We start from the raw sequence: 23,122 nt of genomic DNA on the forward strand, positions 1-23,122 counted from the left end.
CTCTCTTTGAATCTAAAAAATGAAATCACTCACTCTCGACCTTGAGCAAATTGGGGTAATCCATCAGCGATGTGATCCCAATTGGCTTTATTGTCTACATAAATATGCGCATCGATTGTCACTGGCACCTCGTCATCTAAAGTGCCAATAGCTATTTCCATGGGTGCCGTTTCTACCTTGCAACGGAATCCTAAACTAGAACCGCAGGCGGAGCAAAAAGTACGAGTGGTACCATTGTCTGCCACATAGTCTTTACGTACATCATCACCCGATAGCCAGTGTATTTGCTTTACGCTCACGAGAGGCGCAGCAGCGGCACCATGGAATTTACGACACATGGTGCAGTGACACTGGGCTGCCCTTTCATCAATACCAGATACGGCAAAGGTGATTTCACCACACAAGCAACTACCTTGGTAGGTTTTGTTCAATGAATGCTCTCCTCTAAAATAAAGATACACGCCCTCGTTATTAGGATTCACCATATCAATAGTGTTGAAAAACAACAAGATTCGTCAATCCCCCCCTTCTAGTTAAAGGAATAGAATAGCGATGAACCTGTAATAGGAAGAATAGAAGCCAACAACGCCCATCAGGCCAATGCTATGACGAGATGGGCGTTGTTATAGATGGAGAGGGTTATAGACTCAGTTCTGAAAATACGGAATCTAAGGTTTGCAAGATGAAGTCCGCTTCCTCTTGGGTGATGGTCATCACAGGACAAAAACATAATGTGTTGTTTAATTGCTCAAAAGACCGGTTGGTTCTGCCAATAATGAGCCCCTTTTGCATGCACATGGCCGCCACCCTGATAGCCACTTGCTCTGGTGCAGGTGTTTTATTGGCACGGTCACTCACCAGTTCAATCCCAAGCAACAAGCCCTTGCCTCGAACATCCCCTATCAGTTCAAACTTTTCTTTTAGTTGCTGAAAGCCTGCCAATAAGTAGTCGCCCATCAGGGCACTGTTTTCGACCAAGCCTTCTTCTTCTATTATTCTCATATTCTCAATGGCGGCAGCGGGGCCTGCGGTACAGCCACCGAAGGTGCTAATGTCTCGGAAATACACGTCTTTTTCAGCCCCATCTGCCAAAAACTCTTGAAACACGGCTTCCGTGGTGACGGTGCAAGAGATCGCAGCGTAACTTGAAGCCACACCTTTTGCCAAGGTGACGATATCAGGTTGAATACCATAATGCTGATAACCGAACCATTTCCCCGTTCGGCCCAGTCCACACACCACTTCGTCTATGTGTAAAAGCACATTGTATTTACGACAAATTTCTTGAATTTTTGGCCAATAGCCCTGTGGTGCGGTTATCACACCGCCCCCTGCAGTGATGGGCTCCAGAATGACCGAGCCCACGGTATCTGGCCCCTCTCTCAAAATGGCGTTCTCAAGTTCAAGGGCGGCTAATTCGCCATAATTGTCTACATCACCAAACTGGCCTCGATATTCGCAACAATGGGGGAACTCGACAAAGCCGGGCACAAAAGGCCCATATTGTTGACGCCGTTCTTCTTGACCTGTGGCGCTTAGTGTCGCAATCGTAGAGCCATGGTAGTCGCGCTCCCGATAGAGGATTTTGTATTTCTTTCCACCGTATTTTTTATGGGAGATTTGACGCACGATTTTAAACGCCTTTTCGTTCGCCTCTGAACCTGAGCTTGCATAATACACGCGACTCATACCAGGCATTTTGGCAACCAATTTTTCGGCAAATACCGCTCCGGGTATGGTGCCTGCTGTTCCGGCAAAGAAATTCAATGTCGATAATTGCTGGCTAATGGCATCGGCGATTGATGTTCTGCCATAGCCCACATTCACACACCAAACGCCCCCCGCAGAAGCATCAAGATAGGAGTTTCCTTTAATGTCCCATACCCGTGATCCCTCACCTTTCACTATGATCATGGGGTCTTGTGTTTTCAGAACACTGTGTTGGCTAAGGTGATGCCAAACGTGATTTCGATCTTGCTCAATGGTTTGCATAGCAGCGATAGACATTGTGTTTCTCCAGCCCAGACATTCATTTTATAATCCATGAATTCAGCTTACCCCAAGGCCATAGTGGGCTTTAGATCCAGTCCATTCATTCGATGGAACCAAGCGCTGCTCTCTTTAAAGCGATGCTCAGTTGGCGCTAACAAGATTGCCAATTGGCCCTACAAACAGACCTTTCTAGAACGCCATACTGAGCACCTCTTTTTTCTCTCTTATTGAGTGGGTTCTTTTATGGAAAACATGGTGTATTTATTTCCCATCGTCTTTATAGCGGGTCTTGTACGCGGTTACTCCGGCTTTGGTTTTGCGGTAATTGCGGTGGTCGGTATGAACCTATTTCTGAGTCCTGTAGAAAGCGTGCCGATTGTACTTGGACTCGATTTTATCTGTAGTCTCAGTCTCGCCAAACAAGCCGCTAAGCAAGCCGACTATAGGACTTTTCGAATACTCACATTGGGTTCTCTTGTGGGCATTCCCATTGGTTTATGCTTGCTGCACTGGATACCGGAGAACAGGTTAAAATTACTGATTTGCGGTTTGGTTATGCTGTTGGTTTTGCTCTTAGTTCGCAACCATCAAGCCTCGCCTGATTCTTTATGGCGTAAATTAATGTTTGGCACCACCTCTGGCATTGGCACTTCCAGTGCCTCCATTGGTGGACCTATGGTGCTCTATTACATGCTATCCAGTTCATTGGATGTGCGCGCCCAACGGGCCACCATGATTCTATTTTTTATTGTCAGTGAATGCATTGCTTTGTTAGGTTTGGCCATGAGTCATGCCGCTACCAAGGCGACCTTTTTTTATCTGGCTTGGCTGTTAATTCCTACCCTCATTGCGGTGAAAATTGGCCAATACTTTTTTAATCAGCGCCCACCACAATCCTTCAAGATTATTTCTCTTCCCCTGATGATGCTGGTCTCCATCATTGGCTTAATACAGGCGCTTGGCGCCTTCTAACTTTCCTTGGCCACCAAAAAAGCCAATATGTGGTGAGACATATTGGCTTTGCTAGACAAGTAATTAGGTGAAAAGGTTTGAGCTTATTTCAGTGCCGCTTCGACATACTCTGGGGTCACAAACACAGAATAATCGTCTTTCAACTTGCTGATTTTCTTCTGCTCTAATAAAAACTCAGAGGTCGCTTTAAGGGACGCCGCCGCACCGCCTTTGGCGCCACAACCTAACCAAGCGCAAGAAGCCTGTTCTTCTAAGCTCAAAAATTCATACAGAGACAATACCGCTGGAACCGATGCGATATCACCACCGGTTACCTTACTAATCGATTTAGCAATAGGGTTGTCAGCGGTAAAGGCCGCTTTATTGTCGTTATATTCTTTATCTACTGCCGCTACGATTTTCACAAATTCCACCATAAAATCCTTGTGAGTCGCCGCAAACTTTTTGTTCACTACCAAACCATCAAAGGTCGGTTTACCCCACGAACTTAAGGTTTTAGAAGAAATCAGCACATGGCCATCTTGTTTAATTTTGCCGAGTACTGGGTCCCAAATAAAGGCCCCATCAATATCACCACGGGTCCAAGCGGCAGAAATCGCACTGGGTTGCATATTCAGTAACTTAACGTCTTTCGTAGAAAGCCCAAATTGCTCTAGAGCAAACATAGTATGAAAATGCGTTGTTGATACAAAAGGCACAGCGATGCGCTTGCCTTTCAAATCAGAGGGTTTGGTAATACCAGAGTCATCACGCACCACAAGGGCTTCTGCGTCACCGATATTTTCTAGTATCCAAAATAACTCGGCATTAACACCATTACTAACCCCAGCTGCAATTGGACTAGAGCCCGCCGAGGTAATGTCTAAACTACCGGATGCCACAGCGGTCATGGCTTTTGCACCGGAGGAAAAGTTGCGCCATTTAATAGTCACCCCTAGGTTTTTCTCTAGCAGTTTCTCATTGATAACATGCTTATAGGGGTTAAACATAGATTGATAACCTATGGTGATTTCTTCTGACAGGGCATTCGCTGAAAGCGCAATGGCACCAATGGTAAGGCAGATTTTTTGAAACATTTTCATAGCAACTCCTTGATAGGTTAGTTTTAGTCGTTGATTCAAATACTATTTCTTGATTAATTATGGCCCTTCCAAGGCACTAACTTACTTTCCAAATAACGCATTAGCAGGTCAAAGCAATAGGCAATCACGCCGATCACTATGATTCCCGCAATCACCACATCGGTGACTAAAAATTCCGATGCATTAAGCACCATAAAACCAATACCTCGTTCTGCGGCGACCATTTCAGCGGCCACTAAGGTGGTCCAGCCAAAACCGATGGCAATGCGCATACCCGTCAAAATATCGGGCAAGGCGCCACGAGCAATCACTTGAGTAATGACCTGCCAGCGGCTCGCGCCCATGGAGTAGGCAACTTGTATTTGTTCAATGCGGACCGAGGTAACCCCAGATCGAGCACTTAAAATAATGGGAGCCAACATGGCTAAGAAGATCAGGGTGATTTTGCTTTCTTCGTCAATCCCGAGCCAAATGATGATCAGTGGCAAATAAGCAAGGGGAGGCAGTGGGCGATAAAATTCGATCAAGGGGTCAAAAATGCCACGCAGGATATAGCTGCAACCAATCATGATGCCCAGCGGAATACCAATTAGACAAGCCAACAAAAAAGAGCCAAAGATTCGCACCAAACTGGCGGAAAGATGTTCTGTTAATGTTGCTCCTGCAAAGCCATCATTCATCACTTCTAGCAGTCGATTCAACACATCAAAGGGGGAAGGCAAAAAGAGTGGGTCCACATAACCAAGCTCGGTGACAAAAGCCCATAGAGCAATAAAAAGCACGGTGGAAACGATAGAGATCAGGCGGCTATCCCCCGCCCCCGGGGTGCCATAATATTCACCACTTTTGATTGAGGGTTGGTTTATTTTTGATTTGCTAATAATGACTATTTTTTGAATCAGTGGGGTAAATTCTCGTACTTGATAAACCTCCATAGCATGAACCTTGTCCGCTGTCGGTGAGCTTAAAGGCTTTCCTGCCATGTCGGTTGATAGGGTATTAGCATTCATATTAAGCCTCCTGTGTCTGCTGTTCGTCACCGTGAATAATAGAAAGCACCTGCTCTTTCATCGCGATAAAAGCCTCACTGGATTTCACTAAACGGGCATCACGACAGGCTAAAAATTCATTATTAAAGTTGAGGTCAAATTGATGAGTTATACGACCGGGACGAGGCGACATGACAATCAATCGTGTTGCCAATAACAAGGCTTCATCGACGCTGTGGGTAATGAAGAACATCATCTTGTTGGTCTTTTTCCAGATATCAAGCAACAGCTCTTGCAACGATTCTCTCGTCAGTGCATCCAGTGCGCCTAGAGGTTCATCAAGCAACAACATTTCTGGGTCATTGGTCAGCGCTCTGGCGATCCCTACACGCTGTTGCATCCCACCAGACAACTGATAAACCTTGTGATGATGGAAGTCTTCTAAACCCACCAGTTTAAGAAAGTCGGCGGCTTTTTGACGCCGCTGCGCTTTTTCCACACCCTGTAACTTAAGGCCAAATTCGGTATTGCCCATCACATCTAACCAAGGCAAAAGCGCGTGTTTTTGGAACACGACGCCTCGATCTGCGCTGGGGCCTCGCACTTCATCACCAAGATCCAAGCCACAGGCGACCCGTGGGTAGCCTTTAATCTTGCTATCGCCCAAGGTGAGATAGCCCTTAGTGGGAGCAATAAATCCCGCGATCAAACTTAACAGGGTCGTTTTACCACAACCTGAGGCGCCTAATGCCACCACCAAATCGCCCTGCTCTATGGTTAGGTTGATATCGGATAAAGCGGTAACCGCTTCGCCGCCTTCCGCTGCCGGATAAATGACGGATGCATTTTTAATATCCAGTGTGTTCATAAGCCAGCCCTCTTCGCCGTGTCAAAAACACCGCTTTAATGAAATCATTCAAGGCATCGCAACAAGATAAAATGCAAAATGCCAGATCATGCTTATTTACGTTACTGACCTGATCGACAAAGCCATAGAGCCAATCATCTAAATTCATGGGCCACCAACGCCCATTCATCAATCAGGCATCAAGATCAACTTGGCGAACTTCTTGCTTGCTCAATATGGGTGCAACACAAAGTGAAAAAGGCTTATTTTTGGGATAGGACGAATCGAATGAATGACTGTCTAATTAGCATGGAATTTCAACCGGGCAGGAGCTTCCAACAACAAATCCGAGAAAAGCTTGTCGATTTAATTCAAAAAGACTACTTCGGTACATCCCCCCTGCCTTCTAGCCGTAAAATGGCGCAGTTATTGGGCGTCTCACGCAATACGGTGATGCTGGTTTATGAAAGCCTTGTTGATGAAAACTTCTTGATTTCACGGGAACGCAGTGGCTATTTCGTGAATCCAGATGTTGGTCATTATGAGCTTGCCGAAGCACAGGACGAATACCAAGAAGTGGCAGGGCACGACCCAATTTGGAGCGCTCGCTTAAAAACAACCCCATCTCGATTCAATACGCTGAATAAGGATAAAAACTGGATCACCTATTCCTACCCTTTCATTTACGGGCAAATTGAACCGACTCATTTCCCCCTTTATCAATGGCGTGAATGTACTCGAATTGCACAAAGTCGAAGTTGTGTCCATGAATGGATCGAAGACTATATTGATATAGACTCAAAAGAATTAATTAGCCAAATTCGGCAACATATTTTACCCAAGCGAGGGATTACAGCCGCACCCGAAGAAATTTTAATCACCCTAGGAACCCAAAACTCCCTGTCTTTATTGGCCAGTTTGTTGACCAATGAAGACACTCTCGTCGGCTTAGAAGATCCGGGCTATGCCGATCAAAGACATATTTTTGATGGCGCAAGAGCCAAGCTCACCTTCCTTGATCTTGACCAAAATGGTCTTGTTCTTGGCCCGCAACTCAGCGCCTGTGACTATCTTTGCGTGACCCCAAGTCATCAATACCCAACCACAGTCACCATGCCCATTGAGCGAAGGATAGACCTCTTGAAGCAAGCCAATCAGGACGATTTCATCATTATTGAAGATGACTACGAAAGTGAAGTGAATTTTCATGAACGGCCATTACAATCCTTAAAAAGCATGGACCAAAACGACCGCGTTATTTACACAGGCAGTTTATCCAAGTCCCTTTCACCCGGTTTAAGAATGGGCTATTTGGTCGCCAATAAAGCACTGATAAAAGAGCTACGAGTCTTACGACGACTGCAATACCGACACCCTCCAGCCAATAACCAGAGTGTGACCGCGCTCTTTATTGGGCAAGGTTATTACGACAGTCACTTGAGAAGAATGCGTGTTATTTATGAAATGAAGTGGAATTTAATGTCGCAAGGCATTAAAAAACACCTTAAAGGTTGTGAAGTACATGAAACGAAGGGCAGCTTTTGTTTTTGGATTGGTTTACCTGCGCCTTTACTCAGTCAGGATTTAGTCCGGTTTGCCTCTAGCTATAGCATTCTTGTGGAATCTGGCGATAGCCTGTTTGCTCGTGAATCTGCCCCGAAGAATTATATTCGCCTTGGTTTTTCCGCCATACCAGAAAATAAAATAGAACAAGGTTTAGAAACATTGGGACAGCTCATTCAACAGCTGCTAACCTCGTCCCCTCAACAACGCCATCAGATTAATTGAAGACGTAAGGAAGGTCTGAATAAGTCCTCTGGCACTTGCGGTTAATAAGATTGGCCCTATGGCTTGCTTATTTGACTCGCTATTCTCTTTACTCTAGACCTTTGCACGACTGCTGCGCGCGCCAATACATTGTTAAAAATAGACTCAAAGTGCTCATTTATACCCCATAAACTCCGCTTTTTCGTCGATTTTTGCCTCGTCTTGGCTTTGCTCGCGACTTCGTGCAAAGGTCTCTATTCATTACTAAATAATTGAATGATTGAGGATACAGATGACAATAAATAAATCCGTTTTGATTACCGGCGCCACGTCTGGGTTTGGTTTATCTTCAGCGCGCCTGTTTGCCAAACAGGGCTGGAATTTGCTGCTTACTGGCCGTCGCCACGAACGGCTCAGCGCTCTGGCTGATGAACTCGCGGGCAGTACCAAGGTTCATATCGCCACATTAGACGTGAGAGACAACCAGCAAGTTGTAGACTTCGTCAAGACGATTCCCGAGGCCTTTAAAAACATCCAGTGTTTAATCAATAATGCCGGCCTAGCGTTAGGCACAGATCCCAGTGATCAAGCGAAATTGTCTGACTGGCATACCATGATAGAAACGAATGTTACTGGACTCGTCAATGTCACCCACGCGGTGTTACCACTTCTGCTAAATAAATCCGGTGCCTCTATTATCAACCTGGCTTCTATCGCGGCAAATTGGGCCTATCCAGGCAGCCATGTCTACGGCGCATCAAAAGCTTTTGTGGCACAGTTTTCACGCAATTTACGCTGTGATCTCGTGGGCAAAGGTGTACGAGTGACCAGTTTGGAACCCGGTTTATCAGAAAGTGAGTTCAGTATAGTGCGCTTCAATGGCGATCAAGATAAATACGATCAGCTTTATAAAGGGGCTAACGCTCTGCAATCTGATGACATAGCAAACATCATTTATTGGCTTGCCTGCCAACCTGCGCACATTAATATTAATAGCCTTGAGGTCATGCCTACCAGTCAGGCATGGAGCAATTTTAATGTGGTCAAAACCCCCTAAAGAAACCCTTTAGCCAGCTAATCCCAATTGCTTCGTCTGAGGCTTTTTATTTGGCCTTTTTGCTTTTTCTGATCGACGCGCTTTCTCTGGGAAGACTTTGAAGGCTTAGTCGGACGGCGGGCTTTTTGTACGCGAACAGCGTCTAAAATAAGAGCTTTTAGACGTGCTAGGGCATCTTCTCGATTCAGTTCTTGAGTACGGTGCTGCTGAGCCTTAAGCACAATGTCGCCATCTTTGGTGAGGCGAGCGTCACTTAGGGCAAGCAAACGTTCTTTATAAAATTCAGGTAATGACGAATTGGCCACATTGAACCTTAAATGAATCGCGGAAGAGACCTTGTTAACATTCTGCCCCCCCGCTCCCTGTGCGCGTATAGCGGTGAGCTCAATTTCGTGGTCAGGAATGACCACGGCGATGGAAAGTCGTAACATGATGGCAGAGTGTCATTCTAAATAATAAGTGAAGAAAGATTGTAACAGTTCTTTGCTCTGGTACATCGTACCTGATTGGATTTTCCGCTACAATTTCTTCTTACCCTCAACCCTATTTGGAGTTTTTTGTGACCCAGTTTCGTCCTTGTATCGATTTACACCAAGGCAAAGTTAAACAAATCGTAGGAGGCAGCCTTAATAATAAAGGCGCCAAAGAAAACTTTATCAGTGATTACGACGCCGCTCATTATGCAAGTTTATACCGTGAACAGGGCCTTACTGGGGGCCACGTTATTGCATTGGGCAAAGGCAACGAAGACGAGGTCATCAGCGCGCTACGAACTTACCCAAATGGCTTACAGTATGGTGGCGGTGTCAAAGAAAAAAACGCCGCTAAATACCTGAAAGCGGGAGCTTCTCATGTCATTGTGACTTCGTATTTATTTAAAGATGGCGAGTTTTCTTGGGATAGATTAGACAAAATAAAACGTGAAACGGGAGTCGATCGTTTGGTCTTGGACCTCAGCTGCCGTCGCACTAAAGACGGTTGGTATATCGCCACCGACCGTTGGCAAACGGTGACATCAACGCAAGTGAATAGCGAAAACTTAATTGAATTGGCCAATCATTGTGATGAGTTTTTAATTCATGCCGCAGATGTTGAGGGCCTACAAGCAGGCATAGATGAAGACTTGGTCACCTTACTGGGCCAAAGCTGCCCCATAGCGGTGACCTATGCTGGCGGTGCTCGATCACTCAATGACCTAAAGCGCGTTAATGAATTATCGGCTGGTAATGTGGATTTAACCATCGGCAGCGCACTGGATATTTTCGGCGGACAAGGCGTTACTCTAGACGAATGTGTTGTTTGGAACCAATCCCAGAATCAACCTCAGATCAGACACCAAAACTAATCACCTCACATTTGCTTGGCATCACGCACTATACCTTAGTGCGTTTTATCCAGCTTTCAGAGATTCACTGTCAACATGCCAATAAACATAAACTAAAGGGACGACCTCCACTCCTTCTGCAACGTCTCGACATAACGCTAACCATACCGCATACTTGATGGCATTTATTTTTCATGGCTATTTACATTTTTCAGCCGCTTATTTTTACAAATAATATCAGGATTTTTCATGTCACTATTCCGCTCCGGACTTTGGCTCGCCACACTTATACTAAGCGCCTGCTCACTGCCAATGGTGCAAAATAGCCAAACGAAACAAGATATTGCTATTTCTAAAGAGGCCGCTGTGCCTAATGATCTTGCTGTTTCTAGCAAAGTTGTTGCTGACAAAAAAGTGGAACCAGACACACCATTAGTTGCTCCTAACGTTTCCCTAGATTTATTAAAAAAACGAGACTCTCAACGCCTACTCGCCAATCAGCATTATATGGAATTAAAGCAGCGTATAGGGGACGCGTTTAAACCGCCTAAGCAACAAACAACCGCCTCTACAGGAACCGATAAAGCCGTTGAGCAACTTGAAAGTTATAATAATAAAGCCAGCGCTGAGATTGACGCACTCAATGCTCGAGTAGCAGAACGCCGTAACATGGCGTTAAGAGGCGACTTAATTCAGATTTTCTTATCGGATACTAAGATTTCGCACTCTAACACCCAGTTCAATGCGCAACCATTAGTGGGTCAATGGATTCGAGGGGAAAGTCGAGATATTCGCTTAAAAGACAAGCTATTATTTGAGTCAACACAATCAGAAGACCTAAACATCACCTATTCAGAAAGCTATCAGCTACTGATCAATGGTCAGGCCATTGCGTCAATCAACCCCAAAAAAGACAAAAACAGCGCCACCTTTGATGTGCAAACAAAAGAGAAGCCCGGCACTGTTGCTGGAAAATTGGACTATCGAGTGATTAATAAAAAATAACCCTTGAATTTGACAAAAGTTACCCGCTTAGCGGAGCGGAATAAAACTTATGGAAACAAAGCATTAGAATAAAAACAACTAAGCCAACGAGCGACCCGACCGTCGAGGTCAAAAAAAGAGGCCGAAGCCTCTTTCCTGAAAAGTAATTTGAAATCAAAAACCTAGTTTTTATCGCCAGAAATCCGGCTCCCAACCGCTGAGGTTTGATTTTTATATTTCGCGTTGTCCCGCTTGTTATAAGGACGATCCGCCGAACCTGACATGGTTTCGAAGTTGATGGCGCCGATGGTCATGCCGGGGCTTAGGGCAATGGGAAGCTTACCGCCATTGAGAAACTCTAAGACGATACCACCGCTCCAACCCGGATCTATTCGGTGGGCGGTAACATGTACCATTAAGCCAAGTCGCGCCAATGAAGAACGACCATCGAGCCAGCCAACCAAGTAGTCAGGGACGGTGACGGATTCTTTGGTCACGCCGAGCACAAGTTCACCTGGATGGATAAAGAAGGGCTTGCCATCCTCAATGGTGATTTCGTCACTCATCACGGATTCAATTACCTTGCTAAGGTCGGCTTTTGAGCTGCTTAGATCAAGGTAAGGGGCTGGGTGACCTTGAAACACACGAAACGAATTGCCCAACCTTAGATCCACTGACACACCGCTAATCACGCTGTTATCAGGACGAGGCTCAATAACAATTGAGCCGTCATCTAAGGCTTTAATAATATCTCGGTCACACAAACGCATGGCTTTTCCTCGGTCTCTTTTAGTCGTCACTCATGCCAATGGTAGGCATGACAAATTGCTTACCTTGTTGAGGGTCTTGTTGGCCAGCAAGGGTAGCACCAAGCTTGCGAGCAATCGACTGATAAATGCCTGCCGCATCACTTTCTGGTGCGCTTACCACGATAGGTTGGCCTGCATCGCTCTGTTCACGAATGGCTAGGCTAAGCGGTAATTGACCCAATACATTGACATTATATTCTTTGGCAAGACTGGCACCACCTTGGTCGCCAAAGATGGCTTCATGGTGACCACAGTTTGAACAAATATGGGTAGACATGTTTTCCACCACACCCAATACCGGAATTTTCACCTTGTTAAACATTTCAATGCCGCGGCGGGCATCGAGTAAGGCGATGTCTTGTGGTGTCGTTACAATGACAGACCCCGCCACAGGGACTTTTTGCGCTAGAGTCAGTTGAATGTCCCCCGTCCCCGGTGGCATATCGATGAACAGGTAATCAAGATCGTTCCAATCGGTTTGTGTCAAAATCTGCATCAAGGCACCAGTGACCATAGGGCCACGCCACGCCACTGGGGTATCTTTGGTGGTTAGGAACGCCATCGACATCACTTGCACCCCATGGGCCGTCGGTGGCATAAAGTATTTATCCTCTCGCACCTGTGGGCGAGTACCATCGGCGAAGCCCATCATCATACCTTGGCTTGGACCATAGATATCCGCATCTAAAATACCGACTCGAGCCCCCTCTTTCGCCATCGCCAAGGCAAGGTTTACCGTGGTGGTGGATTTGCCTACTCCGCCTTTGCCAGAAGCCACAGCGATGATGTTCTTAACGCCTTTTAGTCCTTCAATACTTCCCTGTGTTGCTTGGCTTTCAACCTTGTGTTCAAGGTCTAATAGCAAGTCACGATCATCCGTTAGTGTTTCTCTGATCTGTGCCTCTATTGCTGTCTGTTGCTGTTGTGCTGGGTAACCCAAGGTTAAGGTGACATGAAGACGTTTTTCATCCCCTATTACTTGCCACACAGCACCATAGGATTGGCCGCTGTTGTCGTCAATGAGGGCTTCTAATTTTGCCTGTAATTGGGCATCGCTTAACATGGAATACTCCTAGAAATGTGGCGTGGTTCTTTATAATAGGTAACCATTATTCTGCTTTAACCCTGTCTAACCACAAATAGCCAAAATAAATTCAGATTATCTGCCAAAGAGTGGGGGCAAATTGCGGAAAAGCAAGTCTAACGCTTGCACACTAGAAGCGGGGTCTTATAATTACGCCTTCTAAATATTATCGATTATGTTGGGCTTTTTACGCATTCATCAGCATGGCCTGTTAATCGATAGAATATTCGATCTTTTTAATCCAGTAGGCTTATCAAAAATGGCACAAACGCAACGCAAAATTTTAGTTACCAGCGCCCTTCCTTATGCAAATGGTTCTATCCATTTAGGGCATATGCTGGAGCACATCCAAACTGATATTTGGGTACGCTTCCAAAAAATGCGTGGCAATATTTGTACCGCAGTGTGTGCAGACGATGCCCATGGCACAGCGATTATGATTAAAGCCGCTCAAAACGGTATTACATCGGAAGAGTTGATCGACGGTGTGCGTCAAGAACACATGACGGATTTTAACGATTTCTTGATTGGCTACGACAATTACTATTCCACCCACTCTGATGAAAACCGTGAAATCTCCAACAGTATTTACACGGCGTTGCGTGACAATGGCAAAATTGCCGTGCGCTCTATTGTGCAGGCGTATGACCCTGAGAAAGAAATGTTCCTTGCGGATCGCTTCATCAAGGGCACCTGTCCTAAATGTAAAGCCGAAGACCAGTACGGTGATAACTGCGAGGTCTGTGCCGCCACCTATACGCCAATGGAAATGATCAATCCTGTTTCTGTTTATTCCGGTGCCACACCGGTTGAAAAAGAATCAGAGCATTACTTCTTTAAACTTCCTGATTTCCAAGATTTCTTAGCAAAGTGGACGCGCAGCGGCACACTTCAAGATCAAGTAGCCAACAAACTAGCAGAATGGTTGGACTCTGGCCTGCAAGAATGGGACATCAGCCGTGATGCGCCGTATTTTGGTTTTGAAATCCCAGACGCACCAGGCAAATACTTCTACGTTTGGTTAGATGCGCCAATCGGTTACATGGCAAGTTTTAAAAACCTGTGTGATCGCACTGAAGGCTTGAACTTCGATGATTACTGGGCGAAAGGGTCCGACACCGAGCTTTACCACTTTATCGGTAAAGACATCATCAACTTCCACGCCTTATTCTGGCCAGCCATGTTGGATTGCGCGGGTTACCGCACGCCAACAGGGGTGAACGCCCACGGCTATGTCACAGTAGACGGTAAGAAGATGTCGAAATCTCGCGGTACCTTTATTAAAGCCCGCACCTACTTGAACCATTTGGACCCGCAATATTTGCGCTACTACTTTGCTGCTAAGCTCAATGCCAGCGTCGATGATATCGATCTAAACCTAGAAGACTTCATTCAACGAGTAAACTCAGATGTGGTTGGTAAAGTGGTTAACATCGCCAGCCGTACGGCCAGTTTCATTAATAAGAAGTTTGATGGTCAATTATCAATAGAAGCTAGCGAAGCCGACATGATTCAATCTTTCGTCGACGCTGGTGACACCATTGCTCAGTTTTTTGAAAAACGCGAATACAGCAAAGCTATTCGTGAAATCATGTGCCTTGCCGATGTAGCCAATACTTACATTGCCGATAAAGCCCCTTGGGTGTTGGCTAAAGATGAAGCCACTCTGCCACAAGTACAGGAAGTGTGTAGCGTGGCGTTGAACCTGTTCAGCATTTTGGCGACTTACTTAAAACCTGTTATGCCCAACATGGTGGCCGACGCGGAGGCTTTCCTTGGTAAAGAATTAACGTGGGATAACCGCAGCGAGCTATTGTTCGGTCAAACCGTTAATAAATTCAAACCGTTAATGGGTCGCATCGATCAAAAGCAAATTGACGCCATGATCGAAGAAGGAAAATTGGAAGCAGAAGCGGAAGCCGCTGCTAAAGAAGCCGCCACCCCAACAACGGTTGAAAGTGAACTGGCCAAAGAGCCCATCGCAGCGCAAATCAATTTCGATGATTTTGCCAAGGTGGATATGCGCATTGCTTTGATCGCCAAAGCTGAGCACGTAGAAAAAGCCAATAAGTTACTTAAATTGACGTTAGATCTGGGTGGCGAAACTCGCACTGTATTTTCTGGTATTAAGTCAGCTTATAAGCCAGAAGACCTAGAAGGCAAACTGACGATCATGGTGGCCAACCTTGCACCACGTAAAATGAAATTTGGTTTATCGGAAGGCATGGTATTGGCCGCAGGCCCAGGTGGAGAGGAAATTTATCTGCTTGAGCCCCACGCAGGCGCAAAACCCGGCCAACGGGTAATGTAAGGTTAAAATCAAGCGATATGGCCTCGTCCACCTTATTTAAATAAGAACGATTATTAATAAGGTGGGCAACATTAGTATTCTAAAATGATAAATCCAACTTATATAACAATAACCTATTATCGATATACTAAATCGGACTGAATTTACACTACGTTTAGTCTTGTTAGTTATAAGTAGATTGGTATAGTTACGCTGCGCGCAATGTCATAATGCGTGTCTTACACTTTATACATTCATCGATTACTTTATTTGGACGTGAGATGGCGGAATATCTCCTAATTCTGGTCAGCACCATACTGGTTAACAACTTTGTATTGGTACAGTTTTTGGGCCTTTGCCCTTTTATGGGTGTGTCTGGAAAGCTAGAAACCTCTATTGGTATGGCGATGGCCACGACCTTTGTTCTGACCTTATCTAGCCTATGTAGTTACCTCACGTTCGAGTACATACTTCAGCCATTTGGTCTTGAGTATTTAAAAACCATTTCCTTTATCTTGGTAATTGCCGTGGTTGTGCAGTTCACCGAAATGGTGGTTCACAAAACCAGCCCCTTGTTATATCGCGTCTTGGGGATTTTCTTACCCTTGATCACCACCAACTGTGCAGTATTGGGTGTTGCCCTGCAAAACACCAGCAAACAAAACGGTTTTGTCGAATCCATTCTCTATGGCTTTGGTGCCGCTGTTGGTTTCTCTTTTGTTCTAATCCTTTTCTCTGCTATGCGTGAACGCATCAATGTGGCGGATGTACCGACGGCTTTCAAAGGCTCGGCTATCGGCATGGTAACCGCCGGATTAATGGCCCTTGCCTTCATGGGCTTTACTGCCCTAGTGCAGATTTAGGAGCCATCATGCTGACTGTTTTACTTGCTGTTGGAATCCTCGTTGCCCTATCGCTCATTTTTGGCGCCATCCTTGGTTATGCCAATGTGCGCTTCCATGTGGAAGGCGATCCGATTGTTGACCAAATCGACGCCCTGTTGCCGCAAACCCAATGTGGTCAATGTGGTCACCCTGGCTGCCGTCCCTATGCAGAAGCCATCTCCAATGGCGAAGCCATTAACCACTGCCCGCCCGGTGGCCAAGTCACCATTCAAGCCTTAGCGGACTTATTAGACGTGGAAGCCGTACCGTTAGACGGTGATCACGGTACAGAAACCGCAAAGCGTGTTGCGGTTATCCGTGAAGACGAATGCATAGGTTGCACGAAATGTATTCAGGCTTGCCCTGTGGATGCGATTCTCGGTGCCGCTAAGCAAATGCACACCGTCATCGCCGATGAATGCACTGGCTGTGACCTCTGTGTCGAGCCTTGTCCGGTAGATTGTATCGATATGGTAGAAGTCGGCGTGACCTCTAGAACTTGGTCTTGGGATAAACCTCAAGGCATTGCAGCCACCTCATTAAATATTATTGCCACCGACCGCCAAACGGAGGCTGTACACTAATATGCAAGCAGCACAGATTTTTTCCTTCCATGGTGGTATTCATCCAGAGCAGAACAAAGCGCAATCCTTGCAACTGCCATTAGGCCGCCCACCACTACCAAACGAGCTTATTTTGCCCCTTGGGCAACACATAGGACAAAGTTCTCGCCCCCTAGTAAAAATAGGCGACAAGGTACTCAAAGGCCAAACCATTGCGATGAACAATGGCTTTCTCAGCAGCTTCTTGCACGCCCCAACATCTGGCACCATCAGTGCGATTGAAGAGCGTTTGATTGCGCACCCATCCGGTCTAAGTGACCTCTGTATTATCCTCACGCCAGACGGACAAGATGAGTGGACAGAACTCACCCCACTCGTGGACTGGAAAGTTGGCAGTAAAACCGATGTCTTGGCCTATCTAAGTGAAATGGGCATTGTGGGGATGGGCGGTGCAGGCTTCCCGACACAAGTGAAGTTACAAGGGGCCCATAAGCACCCGCTCAGTCACTTCATCATTAACGCCGCAGAATGCGAACCTTACATCACTGCAGATGACATGCTGATCCGTGAAAAAACACTGGAATTGATCCTTGGCATCGAGATCCTGCAACATTTGGTTGAAGCAGACCAAGTGGTGATCGGTATAGAAGACAACAAACCCACCGCTATTGCTGCGCTAAATCGCTTATTGGATGAGCGTAACAGCACCATAAAAGTCGCCGTTGTTCCGACCAAATACCCTTCTGGCGGTGAAAAACAACTGATTCAACTATTGACCAACAAAGAAGTACCAAGCGGCCAACACCCTGCCGATATTGGCATTCTTTGCCAAAATGTCGGCACCTGTGTCGCAGTACACGACGCTATTTATCAAGGTAAGCCGCTGATTTCCCGTTTCACCACCCTAACGGGAGACGCGTTAAAGTCACCGCAAAACGTCGAAGCCTTATTGGGCACTCCGATTGCGCATTTATTGGACTACGCTGAATCCGAACAAAAAAAGCTGCACCGCTTAGTCATGGGTGGCCCTATGATGGGCTACACGCTCGATTCTGCGGTGGTGCCTATCGTCAAAACCAGTAACTGTATTCTGGCAGCAACGAAGAAAGAACTCCCCACTCCGGCACCAGAGCAAGCTTGCATACGCTGTGGCATGTGTGAACAAGCTTGCCCTGCCAGCTTGCTACCACAGCAATTACTTTGGTTTAGCAAAAGCCAAGAGCACGAAAAAGCCGAACACTACAATCTTTTCGATTGCATCGAATGCGGTGCTTGTTCTTACGTATGCCCAAGTAGTATTCCTTTGGTGCAATACTATCGTCATTCTAAAAGCAGCATTCGTGAAGCCCGCGAAGCCAATGTAAAATCTGATTTAGCCAAGCAACGCTTTGAAGCTCGTCAAGCTCGCCAAGAGGCAGAAGCGGCGGAGAAAGAAGCCAAGCGTCTCGCTCGTCAAAAAGCGACAACGCAAAAAGCCAGTGATAAAGCGGCGCCGACAAAAGCGGCAACTTCAGCAACAGCAACGCCTTCAGCCGCATCAACGAATGATGAAAGCAAAAAGCTGAAAATCGATCTAGCTATTGGTAAAACCAAGCTTAAGAAACTACAAAAGCAATTACTTGCCGCGCAAGAGAATGAACACCTAGAAGAAATCAATGCTCTACAACAACAAGCCACCGAGCAAGAAAAACAGGTCGCTTTACTAGAAGAGGAATTGGCAAAAGTCAGCACAGCAGCACCTTCTGCCGCAGCCACACCAGCGCCAGCAAAAGCCCCTGTCAGCGACGAATTGAAAAAAGCCAAGGTCGATGTTGCTTTAATAGGCGTGAAACTGAAAAAGCTACAAAAACAACTCCTAGAAAATCCTGACGACAATGAGATAAAAACTAAAATTGCAGGCTTTGAAGCGGATCTAAAAGCCGCTCAAGCCCTATTGGAAAAACTCGGGGCAAACGGGCCGGCAACCACAGTAGCGAAAGCGGCAGTCAGCGACGAATTGAAAAAGCTGAAAATCGACGCGGCCATTGCCAAAGCAGCGGTCAAAAAAGTTGAGAAAGCGCTGAAAAAAGCAGAAGAGATTCAGGCACCTGAAATCGATGCCATACGCCAGCAGCTAAAAGAAGCACAGCAACGCGCTGATAACTTAGAAAAAACACTCGCCAATCCAGCTCCTGCTGCGCCAGCAGCAATAGCCTCGTCACCTGCAAACGCCGACGCCGATAAGAAACGTAAAATAGACCTTGCGGTAGCCAAGGCTGGCATCAAAAAAGCGGAAAAGAACATTGCGCTCTTAAAAGAACAAGGCAAAGACGAGGCAGAGATTGAAGCGTCAGAATGGCCTAAGAAATTGGCAGAGGCGCAAGCAAAACTAGCGACACTCGAAACAGAAACAAATCCTTCTGAAACGGCCACAGCGCCAGCAGCATCAATGACCCCTGCTAATGCCGATGCGGATAAAAAACGTAAAATCGACCTTGCGGTAGCCAAAGCGGGCATTAAGAAGGCAGAAAAGAACATTGCGCTTTTAAAAGAACAAGGCAAAGACGATGCAGAGATTGAAGCATCAGAATGGCCTCAGAAATTGGCAGAAGCTCAAGCAAAATTAGCCACACTCGAATCGCAAACAAACGAGCCAACCGCAGCGCCTAAAATAGAGACAAAAACGTCGGACGAAAAGCCAAATTTAGCGGAACAAATCAAAAAGCAAAAAATTGCCGCCGCCTTAGCAAAAGCACAAATAAATAAGCTGACCAAACGCCTAGAAAACAGTGTTGAAGGTACGCCTGAGGAAGCAGAAAGTATTCAACAGGAAATCCTCGCAGCACAGCAAAAACAACAGGATGCAGAGCGGCTTTTAGCGCAACTCACCCATTCGCAAGATAACACGCAAGAGAATCGTTAGATGGCATTATTGAGGATCACCTCACCCCACACTCAACGTGCAGGACAGCGCACCTCTTGGGTAATGCAAATGGTCATTTTAGCGACCCTACCCGGCATTATTGTACAAACTTGGCTATTTGGCTGGGGCACGGCGATCAACTTGATCATTGCAGGCATTACCGCGCTATTATGCGAAGCCGCTATCTTATCAATGCGTCGCCGCCCTGTGGCTTTCTTTCTAAAAGACTACAGTGCTTTATTAACCGCTGTGTTGCTTGGTGTTGCGCTCCCCCCCGCAGTGCCTTGGTGGGTAACAGTAACCGCGGTGGGCTTTGCCATTATTTTCGCCAAACAAATCTATGGCGGCCTAGGGAATAACCCGTTCAACCCGGCTATGGTGGGTTACGCCATTGTGCTGGTGTCTTTTCCTGTGCCCATGAGCCAGTGGCTTGGTGTGCAAGAGCTGGTTGCTTCTGGCAACAGTTTATCCTTTATGCAAAGTCTACAGGCGATTTTTCATCACCTTCCCGCTATCGACAGCTACACCATGGCAACCCCTTTAGACGGTTTCAAACATAAGGACTTGCTCGATAGTGACACCGCTTTTAATACCATCGCTGCCTTACAGACACTAAATTTACGTAGCTGGATGTGGGTTAACCTCGCCTATTTGCTTGGCGGTATCGCTTTACTTTGGTTGCGTATTATCACTTGGCATACTCCTGTGGCACTGCTTGGTGCTTTGTTTGTCATGTCGGGTATTTTCTACCTGATTGATCCCAGCAATGCCGCTAGCCCAGTATTTCATCTAACCACTGGTGCGGCGATGTTTGGCGCCTTCTTTATCGCTACCGATCCTGTGTCTTCCTGTACCAGTAATCGTGGTAAATTGGTTTACGGTGCAGGAATAGGCATCTTGGTCTATGTGATTAGGGCTTGGGGGGGTTACCCTGATGGCATGGCATTTGGTGTCTTGTTGATGAATTTTGCAGCGCCCTTGATTGATTATTACACTCAGCCAAGAACCTATGGTCATAAGAAAGCGAAAACAGGTCTCAACATTAAGGAGGACAACTAATGGAATTGTTTGCCTCCATTCGTCGTAACAGTGTTGGCTTAGGTCTCTTCGCGGTGCTTACTGCGGGGCTTATCGCTATCACTCATCTGTTAACCGAGCGCACCATACAAAATAATATTCTAGATGCCCAAATTTCAGCCTTTAATGAAATATTGCCTGCGGATTTGTATGATAATGACCTCACTAAAGACACCGCTATGCTGGCTGCCGATCCACTATTGGGCAGTGCTGAACCAATCAAAATCCACCTTGCCCGCAAAGACGGTAAGGTCACTGGTATTATTTTTGAAACCATAGCACCACGGGGCTATAACGGTAATCTAGATATGCTGGTCGCCGTCAACAAACATGGCGTAGTGACTGGCAGTCGTGTCATTAGTCATAAAGAAACGCCCGGACTTGGGGATAAGGTCGACTTAAAAAAATCTAACTGGATTTTAAGCTTTGCAAATAAGTCCCTATCTAACCCTGGATTAAAAGGCTGGGGCGTTAAAAAAGATGGCGGCGATTTTGACCAATTTACTGGGGCAACCATCACCCCTCGGGCCGTCGTGCGCTCCGTTAAAAATACGCTACTTTATTTCGAACAACATAAAGATGCGCTGCTAGCGCGTTAGGATAATCCAATGACAACAAGCGCCGAGACAATCGATAGCGAAGCGATTCAAGAGAATAAGCCAAGCGCGAACTATGCGGAGATCATCTACAACGGTATCTGGAAGAATAACCCCGCCCTAGTACAGTTATTAGGCTTATGCCCAATGCTCGCGGTTACCAGTACTGTGGTTAATGCGCTGGGACTAGGGCTTGCCACCATGGTGGTATTGATGGGCTCTAACATAGCGGTTTCTCTAATTCGTAATTATGTGGCGGATGCGGTGCGTCTGCCTGCTTTTGTGATGATTATCGCGTCTTTTACCACCTGCATCGAACTCATCATGCAAGCCTATACCTACGAGCTGTATCAAATTCTCGGTATCTTCATTCCATTAATCGTCACCAATTGTGCGATTTTAGGACGTGCTGATGCCTTTGCCAGCCGCAACCCTGTTTTACCGTCTGCGCTCGATGGCTTGATGATGGGACTGGGCTTTACCGTTATTCTGATTGCCCTTGGTGCCATGCGAGAATTGATCGGTCAAGGTACACTCTTTACTGATATGCAGCTGCTGTTTGGCGACTCGGCAGCGCATTGGAAATTGGTTGTCTTCGACAACTACCCTAATGTGCTTTTTGCTATCTTACCACCCGGCGCCTTTATTGGCTTAGGACTGCTCATCGCCTTTAAGAACTACCTTGATGAGCGAGAAAAGAACCGTATCGCAGCACAAAAAGCCATAGATGGTCCAAGCGAGTCGAAGCGTGTTCGTGTCACAGGGCAAGTTGGTTAAACCGCTTTAGCTCCTCCCCCTGCTATGGAGGAAGATTGGAAAAAAGTAAAACGAAAGGTAGGTAAAGTGAATAAACAAAAGCGCCACGAGATTTTTTCACGCTTACGAGCGGAAAACCCAAATCCCGTTACGGAACTGGAATACAGTTCGCCTTTTGAATTACTTATCGCTGTTTTGTTCTCCGCTCAAGCGACCGACGTCAGTGTCAATAAAGCCACTCGCAAGCTCTTCCCCGTAGCTAATACCCCTGAAACCATGCTGGCTCTGGGGGTTGATGGGCTAAAAAGCTATATCAAAACCATCGGATTGTTTAATGCCAAAGCCGAAAACGCCATAAAAACCTGTCAACTCTTGATCGAAAAGCACAACAGTGTGGTGCCAGAAACCCGCGAAGAGCTAGAAGCCCTACCCGGTGTTGGCCGTAAAACCGCGAATGTGGTGCTCAACACGGCTTTTCGACAGGTCGCCATGGCGGTAGATACGCATATTTTCCGTTTTGGAAATCGCACTAAAGTCGCACCGGGGAAAAACGTGTTAGAAGTGGAAATGAAGCTACTCAAATTTGTTCCGAAAGAGTTTTTACTCGATGCTCACCACTGGATGATACTTCATGGGCGCTACATTTGTGTGGCACGTAAGCCGAAATGTGACGCTTGTATTATTGAAGACCTTTGTGAGTTTAAAGATAAGACCTCTAGCTAACGCCTGCTTCTTTTCAATAAAACTAGCCAAGCCAAAACCACTGGACACGCTATTCTCGCTCAATCACATTGTCATAACTACTTGACTGTAATAGCATGGCCAGCATGGTCTGATTAAAAATCAAACGCATCACGGCGACATAAGGTATTGTCTTTTTTACTCAATCAACAAAAAAAATAGCATATTCATTATTATGAGCGAATCACTTTCAAGGAAGAATATAAAGTGCGATCCATGAAAATATGGCTAAATGGTGTGTATAGTCATATCTGTCGTTCACTCTCCGAGAGTGCAGAATATTTTCTACCCCACGCTTTTTACATAGGTATAATTGGCCTAATTGGTTTCCCGTCATACTATTTGCTATGGACTTATATATTTCCACAGCCTTATGATAGCCTAGCATTACGCCTACTAGGCAGCC

At 46.2% G+C, this 23,122-nt stretch carries 21 protein-coding genes; 13 read left to right on the forward strand and 8 right to left on the reverse strand.

Translation table 11 applies throughout. The annotated features are described in order from the left end of the window. Positions 1 to 29 precede the first annotated feature (29 nt). Both I8J31_RS06555 and I8J31_RS06560 read right to left on the reverse strand, forming a co-directional pair. Positions 30 to 431: a GFA family protein gene (locus I8J31_RS06555; protein ID WP_199467486.1), complete on the reverse strand. Its 402-nt coding sequence runs from the start codon at positions 429 to 431 to the stop codon at positions 30 to 32. A 208-nt stretch (positions 432 to 639) separates the two neighbouring features. Continuing rightward, positions 640 to 2,007, reverse strand: a complete 1,368-nt coding sequence (locus I8J31_RS06560) for an aminotransferase family protein (protein ID WP_233402628.1) — start codon at positions 2,005 to 2,007, stop codon at positions 640 to 642. 228 nt (positions 2,008 to 2,235) lie between these two features. Here I8J31_RS06560 and I8J31_RS06565 point away from each other — a divergent pair, with 228 nt between their 5' ends. Next, the gene (locus I8J31_RS06565; protein WP_199467487.1) at positions 2,236 to 2,964 is read left to right on the forward strand and encodes a sulfite exporter TauE/SafE family protein; all 729 of its coding nucleotides are present in this window, start codon (positions 2,236 to 2,238) and stop codon (positions 2,962 to 2,964) included. Between the two features lie 83 nt (positions 2,965 to 3,047). On the opposite strand, the gene tauA is transcribed toward I8J31_RS06565, so the two are convergent. From tauA to I8J31_RS06580, 3 genes are read right to left on the reverse strand one after another with little or no spacing between them, the layout of a single operon-like run. Next, positions 3,048 to 4,046: a taurine ABC transporter substrate-binding protein gene (gene tauA, locus I8J31_RS06570; protein WP_199467488.1), complete on the reverse strand. Its 999-nt coding sequence runs from the start codon at positions 4,044 to 4,046 to the stop codon at positions 3,048 to 3,050. Positions 4,047 to 4,099: 53 nt separating this feature from the next. Next, on the reverse strand, positions 4,100 to 5,056 hold the full coding sequence (locus I8J31_RS06575) for an ABC transporter permease subunit (RefSeq protein ID WP_233402629.1): 957 nt from the start codon (positions 5,054 to 5,056) through the stop codon (positions 4,100 to 4,102). A 1-nt stretch (position 5,057) separates the two neighbouring features. Next, entirely contained in the window at positions 5,058 to 5,903 is an 846-nt protein-coding gene (locus I8J31_RS06580; protein WP_199467489.1) for a taurine ABC transporter ATP-binding protein, read from the reverse strand. A 267-nt stretch (positions 5,904 to 6,170) separates the two neighbouring features. Here I8J31_RS06580 and pdxR point away from each other — a divergent pair, with 267 nt between their 5' ends. Together pdxR and I8J31_RS06590 are read left to right on the forward strand one after the other, a co-directional pair. Continuing rightward, the gene (gene pdxR, locus I8J31_RS06585) at positions 6,171 to 7,670 is read left to right on the forward strand and encodes a MocR-like pyridoxine biosynthesis transcription factor PdxR (RefSeq protein ID WP_199467490.1); all 1,500 of its coding nucleotides are present in this window, start codon (positions 6,171 to 6,173) and stop codon (positions 7,668 to 7,670) included. Positions 7,671 to 7,947: 277 nt separating this feature from the next. After that, a complete protein-coding gene (locus I8J31_RS06590) occupies positions 7,948 to 8,706 on the forward strand; it encodes an SDR family NAD(P)-dependent oxidoreductase (RefSeq protein ID WP_199467605.1) in 759 nt (252 codons plus the stop codon). A 17-nt stretch (positions 8,707 to 8,723) separates the two neighbouring features. Here I8J31_RS06590 and arfB read toward each other — a convergent pair whose 3' ends face one another. Then, positions 8,724 to 9,137, reverse strand: coding sequence for an alternative ribosome rescue aminoacyl-tRNA hydrolase ArfB (gene arfB / locus I8J31_RS06595; RefSeq protein ID WP_199467491.1), 414 nt, complete (start codon positions 9,135 to 9,137; stop codon positions 8,724 to 8,726). 128 nt (positions 9,138 to 9,265) lie between these two features. Between arfB and hisA the strand changes: the two genes are divergently transcribed. Both hisA and I8J31_RS06605 read left to right on the forward strand, forming a co-directional pair. Beyond that, positions 9,266 to 10,051, forward strand: coding sequence for a phosphoribosylformimino-5-aminoimidazole carboxamide ribotide isomerase (hisA, locus tag I8J31_RS06600; protein WP_199467492.1), 786 nt, complete (start codon positions 9,266 to 9,268; stop codon positions 10,049 to 10,051). Between the two features lie 228 nt (positions 10,052 to 10,279). Beyond that, positions 10,280 to 11,035, forward strand: coding sequence for a hypothetical protein (locus I8J31_RS06605; RefSeq protein WP_199467493.1), 756 nt, complete (start codon positions 10,280 to 10,282; stop codon positions 11,033 to 11,035). A 161-nt stretch (positions 11,036 to 11,196) separates the two neighbouring features. Here I8J31_RS06605 and dcd read toward each other — a convergent pair whose 3' ends face one another. Next, positions 11,197 to 11,784: a dCTP deaminase gene (gene dcd / locus I8J31_RS06610; RefSeq protein WP_199467494.1), complete on the reverse strand. Its 588-nt coding sequence runs from the start codon at positions 11,782 to 11,784 to the stop codon at positions 11,197 to 11,199. A gap of 19 nt (positions 11,785 to 11,803) precedes the next feature. After that, complete coding sequence (gene apbC / locus I8J31_RS06615; RefSeq protein WP_199467495.1) at positions 11,804 to 12,886, reverse strand: iron-sulfur cluster carrier protein ApbC; 1,083 nt, start codon at positions 12,884 to 12,886, stop codon at positions 11,804 to 11,806. A gap of 280 nt (positions 12,887 to 13,166) precedes the next feature. Here apbC and metG point away from each other — a divergent pair, with 280 nt between their 5' ends. The 8 genes from metG to nth all read left to right on the forward strand — a co-directional run bounded on the left by metG (position 13,167) and on the right by nth (position 22,698). After that, complete coding sequence (gene metG, locus I8J31_RS06620; protein ID WP_199467496.1) at positions 13,167 to 15,218, forward strand: methionine--tRNA ligase; 2,052 nt, start codon at positions 13,167 to 13,169, stop codon at positions 15,216 to 15,218. Positions 15,219 to 15,478: 260 nt separating this feature from the next. Then, positions 15,479 to 16,060: an electron transport complex subunit RsxA gene (rsxA, locus tag I8J31_RS06625; RefSeq protein WP_199467497.1), complete on the forward strand. Its 582-nt coding sequence runs from the start codon at positions 15,479 to 15,481 to the stop codon at positions 16,058 to 16,060. A gap of 8 nt (positions 16,061 to 16,068) precedes the next feature. Further along, positions 16,069 to 16,665: an electron transport complex subunit RsxB gene (gene rsxB / locus I8J31_RS06630; protein ID WP_199467498.1), complete on the forward strand. Its 597-nt coding sequence runs from the start codon at positions 16,069 to 16,071 to the stop codon at positions 16,663 to 16,665. A gap of 1 nt (position 16,666) precedes the next feature. After that, positions 16,667 to 19,546, forward strand: a complete 2,880-nt coding sequence (rsxC, locus tag I8J31_RS06635; RefSeq protein WP_199467499.1) for an electron transport complex subunit RsxC — start codon at positions 16,667 to 16,669, stop codon at positions 19,544 to 19,546. Beyond that, positions 19,547 to 20,605 (forward strand): electron transport complex subunit RsxD, encoded by a 1,059-nt coding sequence (gene rsxD, locus I8J31_RS06640; protein ID WP_199467500.1) that lies wholly within the window; start codon positions 19,547 to 19,549, stop codon positions 20,603 to 20,605. It begins immediately after the preceding gene. Then, a complete protein-coding gene (gene rsxG, locus I8J31_RS06645) occupies positions 20,605 to 21,222 on the forward strand; it encodes an electron transport complex subunit RsxG (protein ID WP_199467501.1) in 618 nt (205 codons plus the stop codon). The genes rsxD and rsxG overlap by 1 nt, the downstream gene beginning before the upstream one ends. Positions 21,223 to 21,231: 9 nt before the next feature. Next, a complete protein-coding gene (locus tag I8J31_RS06650) occupies positions 21,232 to 21,996 on the forward strand; it encodes an electron transport complex subunit E (RefSeq protein WP_199467502.1) in 765 nt (254 codons plus the stop codon). Positions 21,997 to 22,062: 66 nt separating this feature from the next. Beyond that, positions 22,063 to 22,698: an endonuclease III gene (gene nth / locus I8J31_RS06655; protein WP_199467503.1), complete on the forward strand. Its 636-nt coding sequence runs from the start codon at positions 22,063 to 22,065 to the stop codon at positions 22,696 to 22,698. Positions 22,699 to 23,122: the final 424 nt, after the last annotated feature.

Source organism: Marinomonas transparens, assembly GCF_016463975.1.
GTDB lineage: Bacteria > Pseudomonadota > Gammaproteobacteria > Pseudomonadales > Marinomonadaceae > Marinomonas > Marinomonas transparens.